The organism is Pontibacterium sinense (assembly GCF_015209595.1).
Lineage (GTDB): Bacteria > Pseudomonadota > Gammaproteobacteria > Pseudomonadales > Balneatricaceae > Pontibacterium > Pontibacterium sinense.
In genome coordinates this window covers 13,542-30,610 of the sequence record NZ_JADEYS010000033.1, presented here as the reverse complement: position 1 = coordinate 30,610, position 17,069 = coordinate 13,542, and the positions used below count along the sequence as shown (strand labels likewise).

Genomic DNA, 17,069 nt, shown 5'->3' with positions numbered 1-17,069 from the left:
AATTACCGGAGCCCGGTCGAATATGAAGCAATGACGGCGTAAGCGAAAGTGGTGTCCACTTTTTCGGGGGAAGATCAACTTTTAACTGTTGGCTAGGTTTCGCTCCGCTACACATTTTAGCCAACAATTAAAAGCCCCTTATTGGGGCGTTAGAAGGTACCCATACTTGAGAAGATCGCAATGGAAATAGATAGAGGTTTGGCAACGCTTATAGCGGCAATCGTTGCTGCTATTTTTGCATTGATTACTACAGTCATGTCGGGTAGGTCATCGCGAAAGAATCTATCTTTAGAACACAGTCTTAGTAGTTCGAAGGATATTGAAGGTGAAAAACGAAACCGAATTAATGAGCAGCTTTCCGAGTTCTATAATCCATTAGTTACTCTGCTGTCAGTAAACAGAGATATATTCCAGCGAATAGGGCCAACTTCGGAGACAAGGAGAAGTGGTCGTTTTAATGATGAAGAAACAGCGGAAGTATGGAGGAATTTGTGTAAAACAGTTGTGGTTCCTAATAATATAAGGGTCTGTGAAATAATTGAGAAAAATATTCATCTAATAAAGGATCATTCTCAAGAAAAGCAATACTTCGACTTCCTTACTCATGCATATGCGTATCAGGTCTTTCAGGAAACGACTTATGAGGCTTATGCTTTGTTTACTTTTCCGGATGGGTTTCTTGAGTCAGTAGTTATACAACGCGATGAACTTGTCGAAAGTTTTAACAAAACATATGGAATAAACAAAAAGAGGTGGTATCAATGGCCCTTTTTCACTCGCTGATGCGTTACAAAGATAACGGCCTAATTCAATGGTTTGATATGTTTGAAGATGATAGAGCTGAGATTCATCTGAGTAACGGAGATTCATACGTGGTGTTTATGAATTCGCAGTATATTGTAGGTGAATCGGTGGTTGATGAGGCGAATGATGAAGACAATCCGGCTGATTATATAATATACAATACTTGGGATCAGGTGGCGTCGTCCGCAAAAAGGCATGCTGAGAATTGTGATATTTCTATGGTTAGTTTTGGTCGATTTTCAAGAATACTTGAAGAGCTTAATGACTAGCTTAACTGACATTACTGGATGGCTTGACCAAATGATTGGAAATGATCTTAGAAGTCACTCTTGTGACGTCTTTGTAGTCGGATCATTCGTGACACAGCCAAAAGCATGTAACGATTTTGATGTTCTTGTTATCGTTTCTGAAGAGTACTGTAGATACATAACTAAATGTTTCAGAAAAATTAAAAAGGACTTTATGGGAAGATTCAATATTCCGCTTCACTATCTAATCATTACAGAGGCGGAGTTTAATATCGAAAATAAAGTAGTGGCAAACATGTTAGATAAACCACATGAAAAAATATTCTAACAAGCAGCTGTTGTCGCCACTTCGTGGCTGGGACTACCTTTTCACTGCTTCGCAGCTTCAAGTTAGCCCCAAAGCTGAGCGTTAGCTGTACTTAAGGATACACATGGAATCACTACTAAATACAATTAATGGTCTAGGTGGGTTCGAAGTTAACTTACTAGCTTCGACAATATTCCTTGTCGCAACTTTACTAGTAAGATATTTGTTCAAACAAGCGGCAGAGCACAGTAAGCTTTTTCTGAAGCTATATGAAGAAATGTATTTTTATAAATACATTGCCCACAAAAACATATATGAGTCAAAGGACGTTCCTGAGCAAGTTAAGTTCTTTTTCCAAACTTGTTTAATGAGTCTTAAATGGATCATCCTCTCCTTGATGATTCTTATTTTCATACATGGTGTTAAAGCCCTAACATCAGGCGAATGGTTTTTACTAGCTGGTTACTGGTTTTCATTTAACTATATGCTTGAGGCCTTCATGTGGGCCAGAGATAGTCGAAATGACAAAACGGCAAAAATCATCCATGAAGAGCGAGTTTCTAAAAATAATGCAGCACAAAACAGCTAACAAGGCGTTCAACTTTCAGCCCTGCTTCGCAGGTCTTGGACTGTCGCTGCTGCGCAGCGCCAGCCCGTTAACGCGGCGTTAGCTACCAAGTCAATCTAGTTCTGAGCAAGAGGGAATAATGTCAGACGAACTAACTTATCATCTGAACAAAGTGCCCGGCAAAACCTACATGAGCCGCAGAATAGTTGTGCACGATGATAAAAAGCTTCGCCACGCATCAAAGGTGCTTGATCTTGATGAAGGGTTTATCTATGCCAAAGAAAAAGACGAGATAGTAATTAGAAAAACTGAAGGTGGAAGAAAAGAGATTATAGCCAAGTTTTTTGAAGACTCCAGAGGAGTTTCAGTCGTAACACTTCAGAGCTTTAATCCAAGTAAAGGCATCCCTCAGAAAACATACTTTTCCTTTGTAGGTTCTGAGATTGGCCAAGTTATAGAGTTCTTCCATAACGTCTTCAACTATCAATTTGAAGATGGTGGTAACGTCAATATAACGGACGCTGAGTTACGAAAAATAATTTTGTCTCAGACGCAAGCAAAGAGCTTAGTAAAAGATAACCAAGACTTATTTGTCGAAGCTCTTCTTACGGAAGTTACAAGCAAAGATGTAGTTGCTCTTGGCTATCGCAAGAAGCAACTTGATGTGTTTAGCCGTTTACTTGAAGACCCTGAATATTTTGATCATGTAATGGAGCATAAGAACTGCCGGGGGAAAGAAGATCTTTGGCAAAAATACTTTGACAAAAATAAGTGGGTTTTTGGCTACGGTCTGAATTATGTGTTTGTTACGGGGTTTGAAGATAGGAAGCTTGAGCAAATTGTACAAGGCAGCGATCTTATAAATAAGGGGAAGCGCGCTGATGCACTAATGATGACTAAGGGGGTTATTAGTTCCCTGTGTTTCATCGAAATAAAAACACATGAGACAGCGTTACTTGAATCCTCAAGCTATAGACCGGGTTGCTGGTCCCCTTCAAGAGAGTTAGTGGGAGCTGTGGCTCAGGTTCATGGTACAGTGGCTTCGGCATCTAGAAATCTTTATGACCAAATAAGGCCTGTAAGCGCTGATGGCAATCCTACTGGAGAAGAGGTTTTTAACTACAAGCCAAAAGCTTTCGTAGTTATCGGGAACCTCCAAGAATTCGTTACTGAACATGGTGTAAACAAAGAAAAGCTACGATCTTTTGAGTTATATCGTAGTAGCGTTAATGATGTTGAAATAATTACATTTGATGAGCTATATGAGCGCTCAAGGTTTATTGTTCATGCCGAGAATAGCTAACAAAGCGCTGCTACGGAAAATTTACTCGCTAGCGCTCCTAAATTTTCGCAGAGCGCGGCGTTATGTGGGCAGGATCAGCTTGATAACCATTGTTAGAGGTTGATTAAATAATGAGCAATCCTAAAAAGCATCATTACGTTCCCCAATTCTATTTAAGAAATTTTGGCTATGTAGATGATAAAAATAAGGTTCCAACAATATCCAGATCCAACCCATACCTAATCAAAAAAAAGAGCGCTATCAGCAGGATAGGGTATGAGGATTATCTGTATAGAGTCACTGAAGAGGCAGTGCATCAGTGTATTGAAAGTCATCTTAATCACTCAGTAGAAACGCCTATCTCACAATCTAGAACATGGGAAAAGATAAATGAAGGCAAACCCGAGTTATTGAATGAAGGTGATAAGTTTTTGATTTACATATTTATGAGGCATTTGGAGTCCAGAAACTTAGAAATACTTGACTTCATACAATATGATCAAGCTAGGGTGAAAGACCCTAGGTATCAAGAAGAATACTCTGCAGAAGAGGTTTTAATGTATGATGAAATCAGAAATACTCCTGAAGGGATAAAGAAATACTTTTTAGGGATGGCGGGAAGTATAGATCAATATCTTGAAGAATATGGAAGAGCATCAATTTCAATACTTGGATCAAATATACCTATCCGAACTTCCACTAACCCTGTTATTAACGTTCCGATGCATACATTTAAGGGGGAGAGATACAATCATAGAGAAACAACCAAATGGCTGCCTCTGGGTAAAAACTTTGGAGCGATGCTATCTTTGAATGATAACTATTTTGGATTTGGTGGTTTTGAAATGATAGAAAATAGTGCGATGAGGACATTGAATAGGCTGTATCTTGTTCAGTTGCTGAACTCGCGAACAACTAGACATATGATTGCTGATGATGATTATATAAACGATGATTTGACGTGGGCTGGAGTGAAAGTAGAAAAAAACAATGGAAATAAGTTCCGTTGTCCTAGATATATAATTTTAGGCTTGGAATTTATTCTTACAATCACATAACAAGTGCGTGAATTAGACCTCCGCTTCGCTACGGAAAGAGACACAGGCGTTAGAGCACACTAGTACTTTGAGAATATGAGAAAATTTAGGCGCCTTAGTGAAACAGAAAGTAGCAGTCTAAATGCGCTCTTTCCTTGTATTAATGAGCTTTATGCAAAGGAAGATTTATGCGGCTATAAACACTTATCTATCAGCGTTTTCGATCATTGGCTAAGCCAGAAAGAAGCGATAGAAGAAATTGATAATGTAAGCTCTGAAAAAGAAGATTCAAACGATAGGAAGTTATATGATTTTTGTTGTGCGCTAGCGAGTAAAAATGAGTGCTACCTTATCAAGCTTCTTGGTAGAAAGAAGGATGTAGTAACGTTTAGGGAGTTTAGTTCTCAAGAAAGCCGTCAAAAGTGTTTAGAACCAATGGCCTACAACTACGGAAGCCATGGCAGGTTTGTTCTGGTATTTCCCAAAATGGAACTCATTTATTTCGAGGATTGGGATTTTACTCACCATATTTACTATAAAGATCCAGATAAGCTCGAAGGGCTTAGAGAGCAGGTAGACAAGTATGAAATCTATATCCTTGAGCCGCTCTAACAAGTGACTATGGTGTTCCGTCAATATAAAAAGGCCACTCATCATGAGCGGCCTTTCTGTTTAGAGCTTCAATATCACAGCTAACTAGCTGTGATCAGAAACCATCAATCCTCAGCGTACGCTTCAACCGGAATACAAGAACAGAATAAATTCCGGTCCCCATATACATTGTCGATACGGTTTACCGTTGGCCAGATCTTGCTTTCCTTCAGTGCTGGGATTGGGAACGGCCCCTGTGCACGGTCGTATTTGCGATCCCACTCTGGGTCGATCAGATCTTCCAGCGTGTGAGGTGCGTGTTTCAGCGGGTTGCTGTCGGCATCCATTTCACCGGATTCAACCTGACGGATCTCTTCGCGGATCTGAACCATGGCGTCGATAAAGCGATCCAGCTCGGCCTTGGATTCAGACTCGGTTGGTTCGATCATCAGTGTACCTGCCACTGGGAATGACATGGTTGGTGCGTGGAAGCCGAAGTCCATCAAACGTTTCGCCACGTCTTCCTCGGTGATACCAGAGGTTTCTTTCAGTGGGCGGATGTCGATGATGCATTCGTGCGCTACGCGGTTGTTACGACCGGTGTACAGCACAGGGTAGTGTTCGCCCAGTTTGGTCGACAGGTAGTTGGCGTTTAGCAGTGCATTTTCGGTGGCCAGACGCAGACCGTTCTCGCCCATCAGTGCGATGTAGACGTAGGTGATCGGCAGAATGGATGCGCTCCCCCAAGGGGCAGCAGAGACTGCACCGTTGGTGGCTTTAGGGCCGTCGATCTGCTGTACCGGGTGGTTCGCAACAAACGGTGCCAAATGTGCTGCTACACCGATAGGGCCCATGCCCGGACCGCCACCACCGTGTGGGATGCAGAAGGTTTTGTGCAGGTTCATGTGGGACACGTCCGCACCGATCGCCGCTGGCTGGGAGACTGCTACCTGAGCGTTCAGGTTTGCGCCGTCCATATATACCTGACCGCCGTTGTCGTGCACGATCTGGCAGATCTCTTTGATCCCTTCTTCGTATACGCCGTGGGTGGACGGGTAGGTGATCATCAGGCAGCTGAGGTCGTCTTTGTGCTCCTCGGCTTTGGCGCGCATATCGTCGATATCTACGTTGCCTTTGTCATCACATTTAACCAGTACAACTTTCATATCCGCCAGTGCCGCAGACGCCGGGTTGGTGCCGTGAGCAGAGGTTGGGATCAGACAGATGTTACGGTGAGCGTCACCGTTAGCCTGATGGAAGTTGCGGATCGCCAGCAAACCGGCGTACTCACCCTGAGCACCGGAGTTTGGCTGCATGCAGATCGCGTCGAAGCCGGTGATCGCGCAGAGCATCTCTTCCAGCTCGTCGATCATCTGCTTGTAACCCTGAGCCTGATCCATTGGTGCGAACGGGTGCAGGTTGGCGAATTCAGGCCAGGTCACCGGAATCATCTCTGCGGTGGCATTCAGCTTCATGGTGCAGGAACCCAGCGCAATCATGCTGTGGGTCAGGGAGATATCTTTGTTCTCCAGTTTCTTCAGGTAACGCAGCATCTCTGTTTCGCTGTGGTAGCTGTTGAAAACCGGGTGGGTCAGGATCGCGGATTCACGCTGCATCGCTGCCGGAATAGAGCTGCTGCCGTTTGCAGACAGTTCTGCATCGATCGCATCCAGATCCAGTCCGTGGTTTTCACCCAGAATAGCAGTCCACAGGGCTTCAACGGCTTCACGGTCGGAACGCTCATCAAAGGTGATACCCAGCTGATCGTTACCGTTCTTGCGTAGGTTGATACCCGCTGCCAGTGCCGCATCGTATACCGCATCACGCTTGTCGCCCAGATTCAGGGTCAGGGTGTCGAACCATGTATCATTCGCCAGCTCAGTGCCTTTGCTCTGTAGACCTGTTGCCAGAATGTCAGCCAGACGGTGGATACGACCAGCGATGGTTTTCAGACCTTCAGGGCCGTGGTAGATGGCGTAGAACGCGGCCATGTTGGCCAGCAGCACCTGTGCAGTACAGATGTTGGACGTCGCTTTCTCACGACGAATATGCTGCTCGCGGGTCTGCATTGCCATACGCAGGGCTTGCTTGCCACGTGCATCAATGGAAACACCGATGATACGACCTGGTACGGAACGCTTGTACGCATCGCGGGTGGCAAAGAAGGCTGCGTGTGGACCACCAAAGCCCATCGGTACGCCAAAACGCTGTGCAGAACCGAAGACCACATCGGCACCCAGCTCACCCGGTGATTTCAGCAGAACCAGACTCATAATGTCGGCGGCTGCACAGAACAGGGCTTTCTTGGCATGAACCTTGTCGATCAGTTCGGCGTAATCGTTGATCTCGCCGGTGGTGCCCGGATATTGCGCCAGTACACCGAAGAATTCGTGCTGATCGACCAGTTCGTTCAGATCGCCCACAATCACTTCGTAACCCAGTGGCTCGGCACGGGTTTCGATGACGCTGATGCTCTGAGGATGTACGTTGGAGTCGATCAGAAACGCGTTGGCTTTTTTCGCTTTCGCCATACGTTTACACAACGTCATCGCTTCTGATGCCGCGGTGGCTTCATCCAGCAGGGAGGCGTTGGCCAGATCCAGACCGGTCAGATCCAGTACCATCTGCTGGTAGTTCAGCAGGGCTTCCAGACGACCTTGAGACACTTCTGGCTGATAGGGCGTGTACGCGGTGTACCAGCCCGGATTTTCCAACACGTTACGCAGAATCACATTAGGGGTGATGGTGTCGGTGTAACCCATACCAATCATGGAACGGTTGATCTGGTTCTTGCCCGCAACGGCTTTCAGGTAAGCGAGTACTTCCTCTTCGGTGCGGCTACTCGGCAGGTTGATCGGTGCCGGTACACGGATGGATTCCGGTACGGTCTGCTCGATCAGAGCGTCGAGTGAGTCAACGTCCAGTGCCTGAAGCATGGCGTTTTGTTCAGCGGTGGATGGGCCAATATGGCGTGCGACGAATGCGTCCTTTTGTTCCAGGTCGGATAGCGTCGGCTGCCCATTGGGTTGGTTGGCTGCCTGCATTTTTAGTCCCCGAATAAAACGGTTGTGAGGTGGCATCCGGACGGTGCAGTGACCAGATGCAACCTTGTGGTTAATACGTATTCAGAAATGGGTAAAAATTGGTCGCTATGATACCTGTTTACGAGTCAAATGTGATCAGTGTTAACCAAAAGTTTACTTTCGGAAACTTTGGGTAAAATGAGGGATTTCACTCACTTAGCCACGTCAATCATCTGACACATGTGCGGCAACATGTCGCGCGACAGTCTGCCGCGCGACCCCGTGTCACATCCTGAAAATGGAACCTATCGATTAGACTTCAAAACATAAGTTTAGAAAGTTCTAATGAAAGAGGTTCACTGTGAAAAAACAAGCACTCACTGCGGCGATAACTCTGGCCGTATCTGCGATGGCGCAAGCTACCGAGTCTGATGGCAATCTGACGATTGAGATTAATCGCGGTTTGCCACAACTGGAGACGACGGTGCGTGAGTCGACGACCGGGGTGCAGGCATCGCCTGTATCGGACGGTGGTGAGCTGCTGAAAAGTCTGACCGGTGTATCGGGTATTCGCATGGGTGGTCGTGCGATTGATCCGGTGATCCGTGGACAGAAAGAAACCCAGCTGAACATTCTTCTGGATGGGGGTTATATCCACGGCGGTTGCCCGAACCGTATGGACCCGCCAACGGCGTATACCTCTGTTGATAGCTACGACCGTGTCACAGTTATCAAGGGTAACCGCACCGTGGTATACGGCGGCGGTGGTTCCGGCGGTACGGTGTTGTTTGAACGCGACTGGCCGATGATTGATGACAAAGGTTACAGCGTTGATCTGTCCGGCAGTTACGAAGGTAATGGCGATAAGTGGGAGATGGGGGCTGATGCTGCTGTAGGTGGTGATGACGGTTATGTGCGTTTTATCGCCCACAAGTCTCAGGCTGAAGATTACGATGACGGTCGGGGCAACAGCGTTGATGCAGAGTACGAAAGTGAGTCCAATGCGATTCTGGCCGGCATCCGTTTGGGTGACTACACCACCTTACAGGCGAGCTTTGAAAAGTCTGCCGAGGAGGATGTGGAGTTTCCGGGTGCATTGATGAACAGCCCGTTTGCGGACTCTGAGAGTACACGCCTGAAACTGGAGCATCAGTTCCAATCCGGTGCTGTTCAGCAGATGAAGATCGATCTGTACCAGTCTGATGTCATCCATCTGATGGAAAACGCGATGATGACGTCACCTTCCTCATCCGATACAGAAGGTTTGCGTGTGGTGTTTGACGCAGATGCGGCGGATATCGACTGGACCTTTGGTGTGGATATGCAGAATAACGACCGTAATGCGCAGGCCAATATGGTCTCTAACGGTTCTGCGGTCTTCAGTCAGTGGCCGGGCGTCTCTATCGATCAGACCGGTTTGTTTGTTGAGGGCGAAAAAGCACTGAGTGAAGATGATGTGCTGAAAGCCGGTCTGCGTTACGACCGTGTAGAAGCCAGCGCCAGCCGTGCTAATGAAGCTTTCGGCATGATGGGTGTGAATAGACCGACCAATCTTTACAACGCCAAGTACGGATCTACTGATACGGACAGCACCGAAGATAATATCGGTGGTTTGATTAGCTGGACACACCGTATCGATCAGCAGTACAGCATCGAAACTACCTTGTCCCGTAGCGTACGTACCGCCGATGCGACTGAGCGTTATATCGCTAAAGCGAACATGATGGGTATGGGTTCCAAGTGGGTGGGTAATCCACAGCTTGATCCTGAAAAACATCATCAGATTGAAGTGGCTCTGGCGAGCGATATGGATGATCTGAACTGGATGCTGACCGGTTGGTATAACCAGGTGGATGATTACATCCTGCGTCAGCGCGTGGGCGGAGATGATATCTACCGTAACATCGATGCTGAGCTGTACGGTGTTGAGTTTGAGGTCCGCTACCGTGTGAACAGTAATCTGATTCTGGGTAGCTCGCTGGCATGGTTGCAGGGCAACAACGAAGACGATGGCACCGATCTGTCTCGTATCTCGCCGCTAGAACTGACCAATACACTGGATTACGTGCAGGAAAACTGGAAAGCGGGTGTTGAGTGGAAACTGGTCGATGCACAGAATGATGTGTGCTTGAGCTCCAGTTCCTGTGGTGGACAGGATGTGCGTCAAACACCGGGATACGGGCTGATCAATCTGCACGGTGAATACTCACTACCCATGGGCATGACTGTGGCTATGGGTGTGGATAACCTGTTCGACAAGTTCTATACCCTGCACGAAAGCCGTGACTACCTGCTGGATACCGATCCTGTGCAGGTTGCTGAGCCGGGCCGGAATGTCTGGATGCGTATCAGCGGTAGCTTCTAAGATTTAACGCTTCAACCGTTTACACGATTTCCCTTCCAACGGAGTCACCAACCCCCTGTTCTGTCTGCAGGTGGCTCCGTTCTTTCCTTTTCTGGTTTAGCTCGCAGGTTACCGATTTCAGGTTTCTGTGCAATAGATCTGCCGATCTTGATATCAGTAATCCGTAGAAATCAGACCGTTGAGCGGAGTGCAGGGTAAGGGGGGATTCGGAGCGGGTGGAATTTAAGCATAACGAGTGAGGCGGGGAGTACTGCTAGAGTGGAGTATCTGCCTCAAATCACCGCGTTACGGTGCTCTGAGGCAGTTCTTAATGCCAAGGCTACATTAAGGTGTTTCGGCGAGTCCGCCAAACCCTTCGATCAGCATTGGGAACAGGCGAGTAAATTCGATCCCCATCTGAGCCATGTCTGTATCAAACTGTGCCAGCTGGTCTTCAGGGGATTCCTGATCCATCTTCTCTTTCATCTGGTCGGTCAGCTTAATGCGTTTGATGGCCAGATCTTCCTGAATCATAAACCGTAGCTGTTCTTCCCATTCCACGGAAAGCTTAACCACACGTTTACCTGCTTCCAGGTGAGCAACAAACTCGTCGTCCAGCAGTTCCTGACCTTTGATGCGGATAACACCGCCTTCCACCAGATTGTCGCGCAGCTCTGCTTCATCAAGGATCTCAAGACCCTGAGGGCGTGCTTCCTGACCTTCCAGCCAGTGACTCATGATAGCGGATGGTGAGTGTTTGACGTCGGGCAGGGCAACCGGCAGCGTGCCTAATGTGCCACGCAGGTAGCTCAGCAGTTCTTCGGCACGTTTGTGGCTGGAGGCATCAACAATCACCCAACCCTGTTGTGGTGCGATCAACGCACACGTCTGTTGGAAGCGGCTAAATGCACGTGGCAGCAGATCCATCACCACTTCGTCTTTCAGCTGATCACGTTCCTTGCGATAGACTTTACGTGCCTGTTCTTTTTCTATCACGGACACTTTTTCTTCAACCTGCTGTTTTACAACGGCGGGTGGCAGGATCTTTTCTTCCTTCTGAGCGGCGATCATGTGGAAGCCGTGAACGCTATGCAGCAGTGTATCCTGCAAGCCGTTGCTTGGAGATACCCATCCGTAACGGCTTAGGTCCTGACTGCCACAGGGGGTGAAAGCCTGATCTTGAAGTTTCTCTTCAAGCTGGGCTTCGTCGTAATTGAATTCACCTGTGATGCGATAAACGATGATGTTCTTAAACCACATGAAAACGGCTCCTCTGAATCGAGGCGGTATTCTAGCCGTAATAGTGTGAGAAATCCTGTTTACTCGGGTGGATACGATAAGAAGATGGAGAAGGAGGGTTATAGGGGCTTACTGGGAAAGCGAGGCCTGTGCTGTTTCAAGCGACTTGTCGACATAATAGCCATAAAACTCGGGGGTATTGATACCAACCATCTTCTCTGCGATCTCCTCTCCGTTCCTGTTCAGGAAGAGTAGCGTAGGCGTTGCCCAGGCGTTATAGCGTTTTGCAAAGCCCGTTGCATTCACTTCTTGCCCGTTAAAGTCACGCAGGCTTTTACCTGCGTAAATCTTTATTTCGCGAATTAACGTGGTTTTGTCGTACAGACCGCTGGCTAGCATAGGTTGTAGTATGTCTTCGCGAATCTGTTCGCAGTAGTGGCAACCGGGTTGGGAGACCAGTAGCAGCAATACACGTTGATCTTCAGCATCGCTATACAAACGCTGAAGATCAAAAGCGGGCTCAACATCGTTGGCTACGGCTGTGGATGGCCCTGCGGAGATCAGTACACAGAACAGAACAGCGAGAATAGAACGTTGAATCACGTCGTATTTACCTTACAGCGTTTCAAAGAACTCTAGTGTACGCTCAATTACTTCGTCTGCGTAGAGATCGAGGAAGTAGTGATCTGAGCCTTCGATGCCGACTGTGGTGACATTATCGTTGGTTACCTGCGTCATCTTTTCACTTAAATCAGGCACGACTTTATCTTCAGTGCCATAGAACACTAACGTCGGAAGGGAAGATGACTTAAGAAGGGTCGGCGTATCCTGCCTCTCGTCTGGCGTGTAGTAACTCAGGAAGGCGTCTGGTGTAACTTTACTGTCTGCGCAATACACAAAACCCGTTTTTTCCAGCCACTGTTCGCCACCCTTTTGGGATAACGTATCCGCTTGTTTCAGGAGCGGTTGAAGCGCTTGTTCGTAACGCTTTTCGTAGCCTGCGGCGGCTTCGCTCTGGTTCCACGTCTGTGGGGCGATCAGCACCTGACCTTTGATGGCATCATCTTTGTTCTGGTCTGCAAACATCGCCGTCTGGTTACCACCACGCGAGTGGGCCATCAGCATGATTTTGTCACTGCCTTTGCTTTTAAGCCATTGCACCCATTGTCCGATTTCAGGGATAGCGTCGGAGTGTTTGTGAACATGGGGCGTGGTGCAGTCATACATGCCGTGGCGATCAGATTGTCCCAGACTCAGGTTGATCGCCAGACTGTTATATCCTTCGTCCATCAGCAGCTCTTGCAGCGTGGTAATGATGTCCATGCCGTTATGAGCTAACGTGCCATGAGTGATCAATACAGCGCCATCTTCCAGCGAGCTATCATCAGCGATTTGCAGGTTCGCATTCAGAGTTAAGCCGTTGTGTTGTAGCTGCACTTCTTCTGCCAGGACATACGGGGAAGACAGAAGGGTGGCGAGTAAAACGCTGGAGAGGGTGCGACGGCTCATACTGTGCATACCTGTGTTCTTGTAGTTATATTTATATAATAAAAAGAACTATGCAGCAGAGTAGCGGTAATATCAAGTGATGCGATGGGTGTAGGTAAGGATAGGATAGGGATAGCTGGGAGATCCGGGCTACAGGCGTAACCCGGAGGGGATTCTTAGCTGGCTTAGAGGCCTTCGTACGCCATCAATGCGTGCACGGGTACGCCCGCATCTTGAATGCGCGCTGAGCCCTGCAAATCAGGCAGATCAATCAATGCTGCGGCTTCGATCACTTCGCCACCCAGCTGTTTGATCAGGCTGCAAGCGGCCAGGACGGTGCCGCCGGTTGCGATCAGATCATCGAATACCAGAACTTTATCGCCGTCTGTTACTGCATCAATCTGCATTTCAACAGAGGCTGTGCCGTATTCAAGTTTGTACTCTTCATATACGGTCTCGCCGGGCAGTTTGCCTTTCTTGCGCACCAGCACCAGCGGAATATTCAGCTGATAAGCTACAATCGACGCGATCAGAAAACCACGCGCATCAATCGATGCAATGTGGGTGATCTCGCTGTCGATATATCGCTGAATAAAAGAATCCGCAATCATGCGCAGTGCTTTTGGATCTTTGAACAGAGGGGTGATGTCGCGAAACTGGATGCCGGGTTCTGGCCAGTCTGGAATCGTGCGCATGACTGACTTTATATAACATTCATCGTAAGACATCGTTTACTCCTGGAATGGATACAGCTTGATATGGCTCAATGTTTTGAAAATAGATCACAGGTTTAATGAAGTTGTTGGGTTACACACTGAGATGGCTACTTCATTGTGCAACTGGCTGGCGTCCTTTGTTATTGGCAAAGGACGCTTTTTTTTGCCTGTGAGGTTTAGGATGCAGCGTCAGGTTCTTCGCTGCAATTGCCTGACTCAGCCGGAGAAGGGCATTCGCCAGAAAGGGAGTACAGCTCATCCAGATCGAGCAACTCTACTTCTTTGCCGTCGACACGAATCAGTTCACTCTTCTGGAAGCGGGTAAAGATACGGCTGACCGTTTCTACCGCGAGACCGAGATAGTTGCCAATCTCGTTACGAGACATGGACAGACGGAACGCGCTTGCGGAGTAACCACGCGCTTTAAAGCGCAGGGATAGTTTCACAAGGAAGGTGGCAACGCGCTGTTCAGCGTTTTTCTTCGACAGCAGTAACATCATCTGCTGTTCGTCGCGAATCTCTTTGCTCATTGTGCGTAGAATTTGACGACGCAGTTCTGGCATCTGCCCGGATAGATCATCCAGACGTTCAAACGGTATTTCACATACTGTTGTTGTTTCCAGAATCTTCGCGGAAACAGGGTAACGATTTTCGTCGAAACCACCTAAACCCACCAACTCACCCGGGAAGAAGAAGCCTGTAATCTGCTCTTCGCCTTCATTGGTTATGGTGTAGGCTTTAATGGTCCCGGCACGAAGTGCATAGACGGATGTGAAGGGCTCACCCTGATGGAACAGGTGCTCTCCCTTTTTCAGGGGGCGGCTTTTCTCGATAATGTTATCGAGACGTTCCATTTCGGTCATGTCCAGAGACACCGGCAGGCATAGAGAACTCAGACTGCAGGTCTGGCAATGAACCTGTTGGAGGCTGCGCAGTTTCCCTTCTGTCACCTTTATTTCACCCATAATCAGGCCCTGCTAAATTAGTTACTATTGAGAGGCTACTCGGCGTCATTATCCATCATTTGGGCAGAGCGGTGAAGCTCTGCCCTTGATTATCCCTTTAGATAATCCGGGAAAAGCCGTTGGTTTTTTGCTGTTTGGGGATATAAGCATCAAATGCCATACAGATCCGACGAATCAGCAAGCGCCCTGCAGGTGTCACGGTGATCACACCGTTATTGACCTGAATAAGGCCATCTTGTGCGAAGGATGCGAGTTCTGTCTGCTCTGCCGCAAAGTAATCGGCAAAGTTAATCGCAAAGCGTTTTTCTATCATTGTTGTATCGAGAGAGAAGTGGCAGATCAGCTGTTTGATCACTTCGCTACGCACGATGTCGTCATCGTTCATGACAACGCCGCGCTTCACCGCAAAGTTGTTGGCTTCTACGGCTTTGCTGTATCCAGCGATATCATGCTCGTTCTGGTAGTACACACGGCCAATCTGACTGATCGAAGAGACACCCATTGCGACCAGGTCACAGTCAGCATGGGTTGTATATCCCTGGAAGTTACGGTGCAGCTGACCGTTCTGCTGTGCCAGTGCAAGCTCATCGTCCGGCTTGGCAAAGTGATCCATACCAATGTAAGCGTAGCCTGCGTCGAGCAATCGGTTAATAGTATTTTCCAGAATAGCCAGTTTGGTTTCTGGGCTTGGCAGTGTCGCCGCATCAATATGCTTCTGAGAACGGAAGCGATCCGGCATATGGGCATAGTTAAAGATGGACAAACGGTCTGGATCCATGTCGATGACGGTATCCAGTGTTTCTTTGAAGCTGTCTTCGGTCTGATGAGGCAGGCCGTAGATCAGGTCCATATTAATAGACTTAAAGCCGTGACTACGGGCTGTATCGAGCACCGACTGTGTTTGTTCCGTCGGCTGTACGCGGTTGACGGCCTTCTGCACTTCTTCGTGTACATCCTGTACACCTAAGCTGATGCGATTGAAGCCGATGTCACGCAGGACTTTAATCGTATCTGGGTTCGCTTCACGAGGGTCGATCTCGATGGAGTAATCGCCCTTGTCATCGTCGCGCAGGTTGAAATGTTTGCGGGTGTGGCTCATTAGCTCGGACATCTGGTCGTCGCTGATGAATGTTGGTGTACCACCGCCCCAGTGCAGCTGATTTACGATGCGATCGTTGCTGTACCACTCAGATACCTGAGCCATCTCTTTATACACAGTGTCCAGATATGGCTGAGCTTTCTTACGATTGCGAGTAATCACTTTGTTACAAGCGCAGTAGTAACACACGTGTGCACAGAAAGGGATATGGAAATACAACGACAACGGTGCATTGCTGTCGGTGGTTTTCATGCCGGTCGCCACCAGATCCTGAGCGGACTGGTCCGGGTCAAACTGCAGTGCAGTTGGATAAGAGGTATAGCGTGGACCGGACAGATCGTATCGCTTAATCAGATCCAGATCCCATTTGATCAGGTTGTTGCTAGCCAAAATTACTACCTCTTAAATATGTCAAAACCCGGCAATTCTAGGGGGGGTGATCCACTGCTACCTTGATCTAGATCAATGGGCGAGCAGGCCTTGCCAGGGGAGCGTATAGACGCCAAATACCATAATGATGATGCCAAACAGGCTGCGGGTCAGGCGTTGCTGAAATATAAGCTTAACGCGTTGGGCCAATAAACCCGTGAGCAGCATGGTTGGCAAGGTGCCTAAACCGAACATCAGCATCAATTGAGCGCTCAGCGTCCAGTCCGCAGCAGCCGATGACCAGATCAAAGTACTGTAAACTAATCCACAGGGGAGCCAGCCCCATACCAGGCCGAGGGCCACTGCTTGGGACAGGCTTTTAACCGGTAGCAGCTTGCTTGCCAATGGCTGGACCTGTTTCCAGAGTGTGCCGCCAGCCTTCTCTATATAGGTTAGACCTTGCCACCACTGTGCAACATAAAGCCCCATGGCTATCAGCATCAAACCGGCGAAAGTTCGTAGGACTATGACGATCTGTGGATCACGCATGAGCCAGCTTAAACTGCCAATCAGTGCGCCCGCTGCGGTATAGCTAGCGATACGTCCAATATTATAGCCGCCAAGCAACAGGGAGCCGCGCCAGCCCTGAGGGGCACTCATCGAGACAGTTGCTGCAATGCCCCCGCACATGCCCAGGCAGTGAGTACCACCCAGCAAACCCAAAATAAATGCGGTGGAGAGCGCGAGAGGCTCGTTCATTCAGGTTTGTGCTCGTCGCTGTTTTTGTCTTTCGCCTTATCCTTCAGATCATCCGGGATAAGGTGGTCGTCATCTTCAAACAGAATGCTGTGAGCAGGGGATTCGAGATCTTCAAACTGACCGCTATTCACGCTGTAAAAGAAAGCCCAGATTGCAAAGCTCACAAGAATGATAGCGATAGGGATGAGCAGAAAAATAATGTCCATAGCGGGCCTGTTTACTCGACTTTA

At 48.1% G+C, this 17,069-nt stretch carries 17 protein-coding genes; 8 read left to right on the top strand and 9 right to left on the bottom strand.

Annotation, left to right across the window (positions count from 1 at the left end; genetic code table 11):
• Positions 1-180: 180 nt before the first annotated feature.
• From IOQ59_RS20720 to IOQ59_RS20690, 7 genes are all read left to right on the top strand, one after another.
• Positions 181-783, top strand: coding sequence for a hypothetical protein (locus IOQ59_RS20720; protein WP_193955389.1), 603 nt, complete (start codon positions 181-183; stop codon positions 781-783).
• Complete coding sequence (locus IOQ59_RS20715) at positions 762-1,073, top strand: hypothetical protein (protein ID WP_193955388.1); 312 nt, start codon at positions 762-764, stop codon at positions 1,071-1,073. The genes IOQ59_RS20720 and IOQ59_RS20715 overlap by 22 nt, the downstream gene beginning before the upstream one ends.
• A complete protein-coding gene (locus IOQ59_RS20710; RefSeq protein WP_193955387.1) occupies positions 1,066-1,380 on the top strand; it encodes a hypothetical protein in 315 nt (104 codons plus the stop codon). Before IOQ59_RS20715 ends, IOQ59_RS20710 begins: the two co-directional genes overlap by 8 nt.
• Positions 1,381-1,483: 103 nt before the next feature.
• On the top strand, positions 1,484-1,948 hold the full coding sequence (locus IOQ59_RS20705) for a hypothetical protein (protein ID WP_193955386.1): 465 nt from the start codon (positions 1,484-1,486) through the stop codon (positions 1,946-1,948).
• A 118-nt stretch (positions 1,949-2,066) separates the two neighbouring features.
• The gene (locus tag IOQ59_RS20700) at positions 2,067-3,230 is read left to right on the top strand and encodes a Shedu immune nuclease family protein (RefSeq protein WP_193955385.1); all 1,164 of its coding nucleotides are present in this window, start codon (positions 2,067-2,069) and stop codon (positions 3,228-3,230) included.
• A 110-nt stretch (positions 3,231-3,340) separates the two neighbouring features.
• Entirely contained in the window at positions 3,341-4,267 is a 927-nt protein-coding gene (locus IOQ59_RS20695; protein ID WP_193955384.1) for a DUF4238 domain-containing protein, read from the top strand.
• A gap of 75 nt (positions 4,268-4,342) precedes the next feature.
• Complete coding sequence (locus IOQ59_RS20690) at positions 4,343-4,858, top strand: hypothetical protein (RefSeq protein ID WP_193955383.1); 516 nt, start codon at positions 4,343-4,345, stop codon at positions 4,856-4,858.
• Between the two features lie 104 nt (positions 4,859-4,962).
• Here IOQ59_RS20690 and gcvP read toward each other — a convergent pair whose 3' ends face one another.
• The gene (gene gcvP, locus IOQ59_RS20685) at positions 4,963-7,881 is read right to left on the bottom strand and encodes an aminomethyl-transferring glycine dehydrogenase (RefSeq protein WP_193955382.1); all 2,919 of its coding nucleotides are present in this window, start codon (positions 7,879-7,881) and stop codon (positions 4,963-4,965) included.
• A 340-nt stretch (positions 7,882-8,221) separates the two neighbouring features.
• On the opposite strand from gcvP, the gene IOQ59_RS20680 reads away from it, so the two are divergent.
• Positions 8,222-10,225: a TonB-dependent copper receptor gene (locus IOQ59_RS20680; RefSeq protein ID WP_193955381.1), complete on the top strand. Its 2,004-nt coding sequence runs from the start codon at positions 8,222-8,224 to the stop codon at positions 10,223-10,225.
• A 324-nt stretch (positions 10,226-10,549) separates the two neighbouring features.
• Here the strand turns inward: IOQ59_RS20680 and rdgC are convergent, their stop codons facing one another.
• The 8 genes from rdgC to ccoS all read right to left on the bottom strand — a co-directional run bounded on the left by rdgC (position 10,550) and on the right by ccoS (position 17,045).
• Positions 10,550-11,464 (bottom strand): recombination-associated protein RdgC, encoded by a 915-nt coding sequence (rdgC, locus tag IOQ59_RS20675; protein ID WP_193955380.1) that lies wholly within the window; start codon positions 11,462-11,464, stop codon positions 10,550-10,552.
• Between the two features lie 108 nt (positions 11,465-11,572).
• A complete protein-coding gene (locus IOQ59_RS20670) occupies positions 11,573-12,046 on the bottom strand; it encodes a thioredoxin family protein (RefSeq protein WP_193955379.1) in 474 nt (157 codons plus the stop codon).
• A 12-nt stretch (positions 12,047-12,058) separates the two neighbouring features.
• Entirely contained in the window at positions 12,059-12,952 is an 894-nt protein-coding gene (locus tag IOQ59_RS20665; RefSeq protein ID WP_193955378.1) for an alpha/beta hydrolase, read from the bottom strand.
• A gap of 164 nt (positions 12,953-13,116) precedes the next feature.
• The gene (locus tag IOQ59_RS20660; RefSeq protein ID WP_193955377.1) at positions 13,117-13,659 is read right to left on the bottom strand and encodes an adenine phosphoribosyltransferase; all 543 of its coding nucleotides are present in this window, start codon (positions 13,657-13,659) and stop codon (positions 13,117-13,119) included.
• Between the two features lie 164 nt (positions 13,660-13,823).
• On the bottom strand, positions 13,824-14,612 hold the full coding sequence (fnr, locus tag IOQ59_RS20655) for a fumarate/nitrate reduction transcriptional regulator Fnr (RefSeq protein ID WP_193955376.1): 789 nt from the start codon (positions 14,610-14,612) through the stop codon (positions 13,824-13,826).
• Between the two features lie 97 nt (positions 14,613-14,709).
• On the bottom strand, positions 14,710-16,101 hold the full coding sequence (hemN, locus tag IOQ59_RS20650; RefSeq protein WP_193955375.1) for an oxygen-independent coproporphyrinogen III oxidase: 1,392 nt from the start codon (positions 16,099-16,101) through the stop codon (positions 14,710-14,712).
• A 72-nt stretch (positions 16,102-16,173) separates the two neighbouring features.
• A complete protein-coding gene (locus IOQ59_RS20645; protein WP_193955374.1) occupies positions 16,174-16,839 on the bottom strand; it encodes a sulfite exporter TauE/SafE family protein in 666 nt (221 codons plus the stop codon).
• On the bottom strand, positions 16,836-17,045 hold the full coding sequence (gene ccoS / locus IOQ59_RS20640; protein WP_193955373.1) for a cbb3-type cytochrome oxidase assembly protein CcoS: 210 nt from the start codon (positions 17,043-17,045) through the stop codon (positions 16,836-16,838). The genes IOQ59_RS20645 and ccoS overlap by 4 nt, the downstream gene beginning before the upstream one ends.
• Between the last annotated feature and the right edge of the window lie 24 nt (positions 17,046-17,069).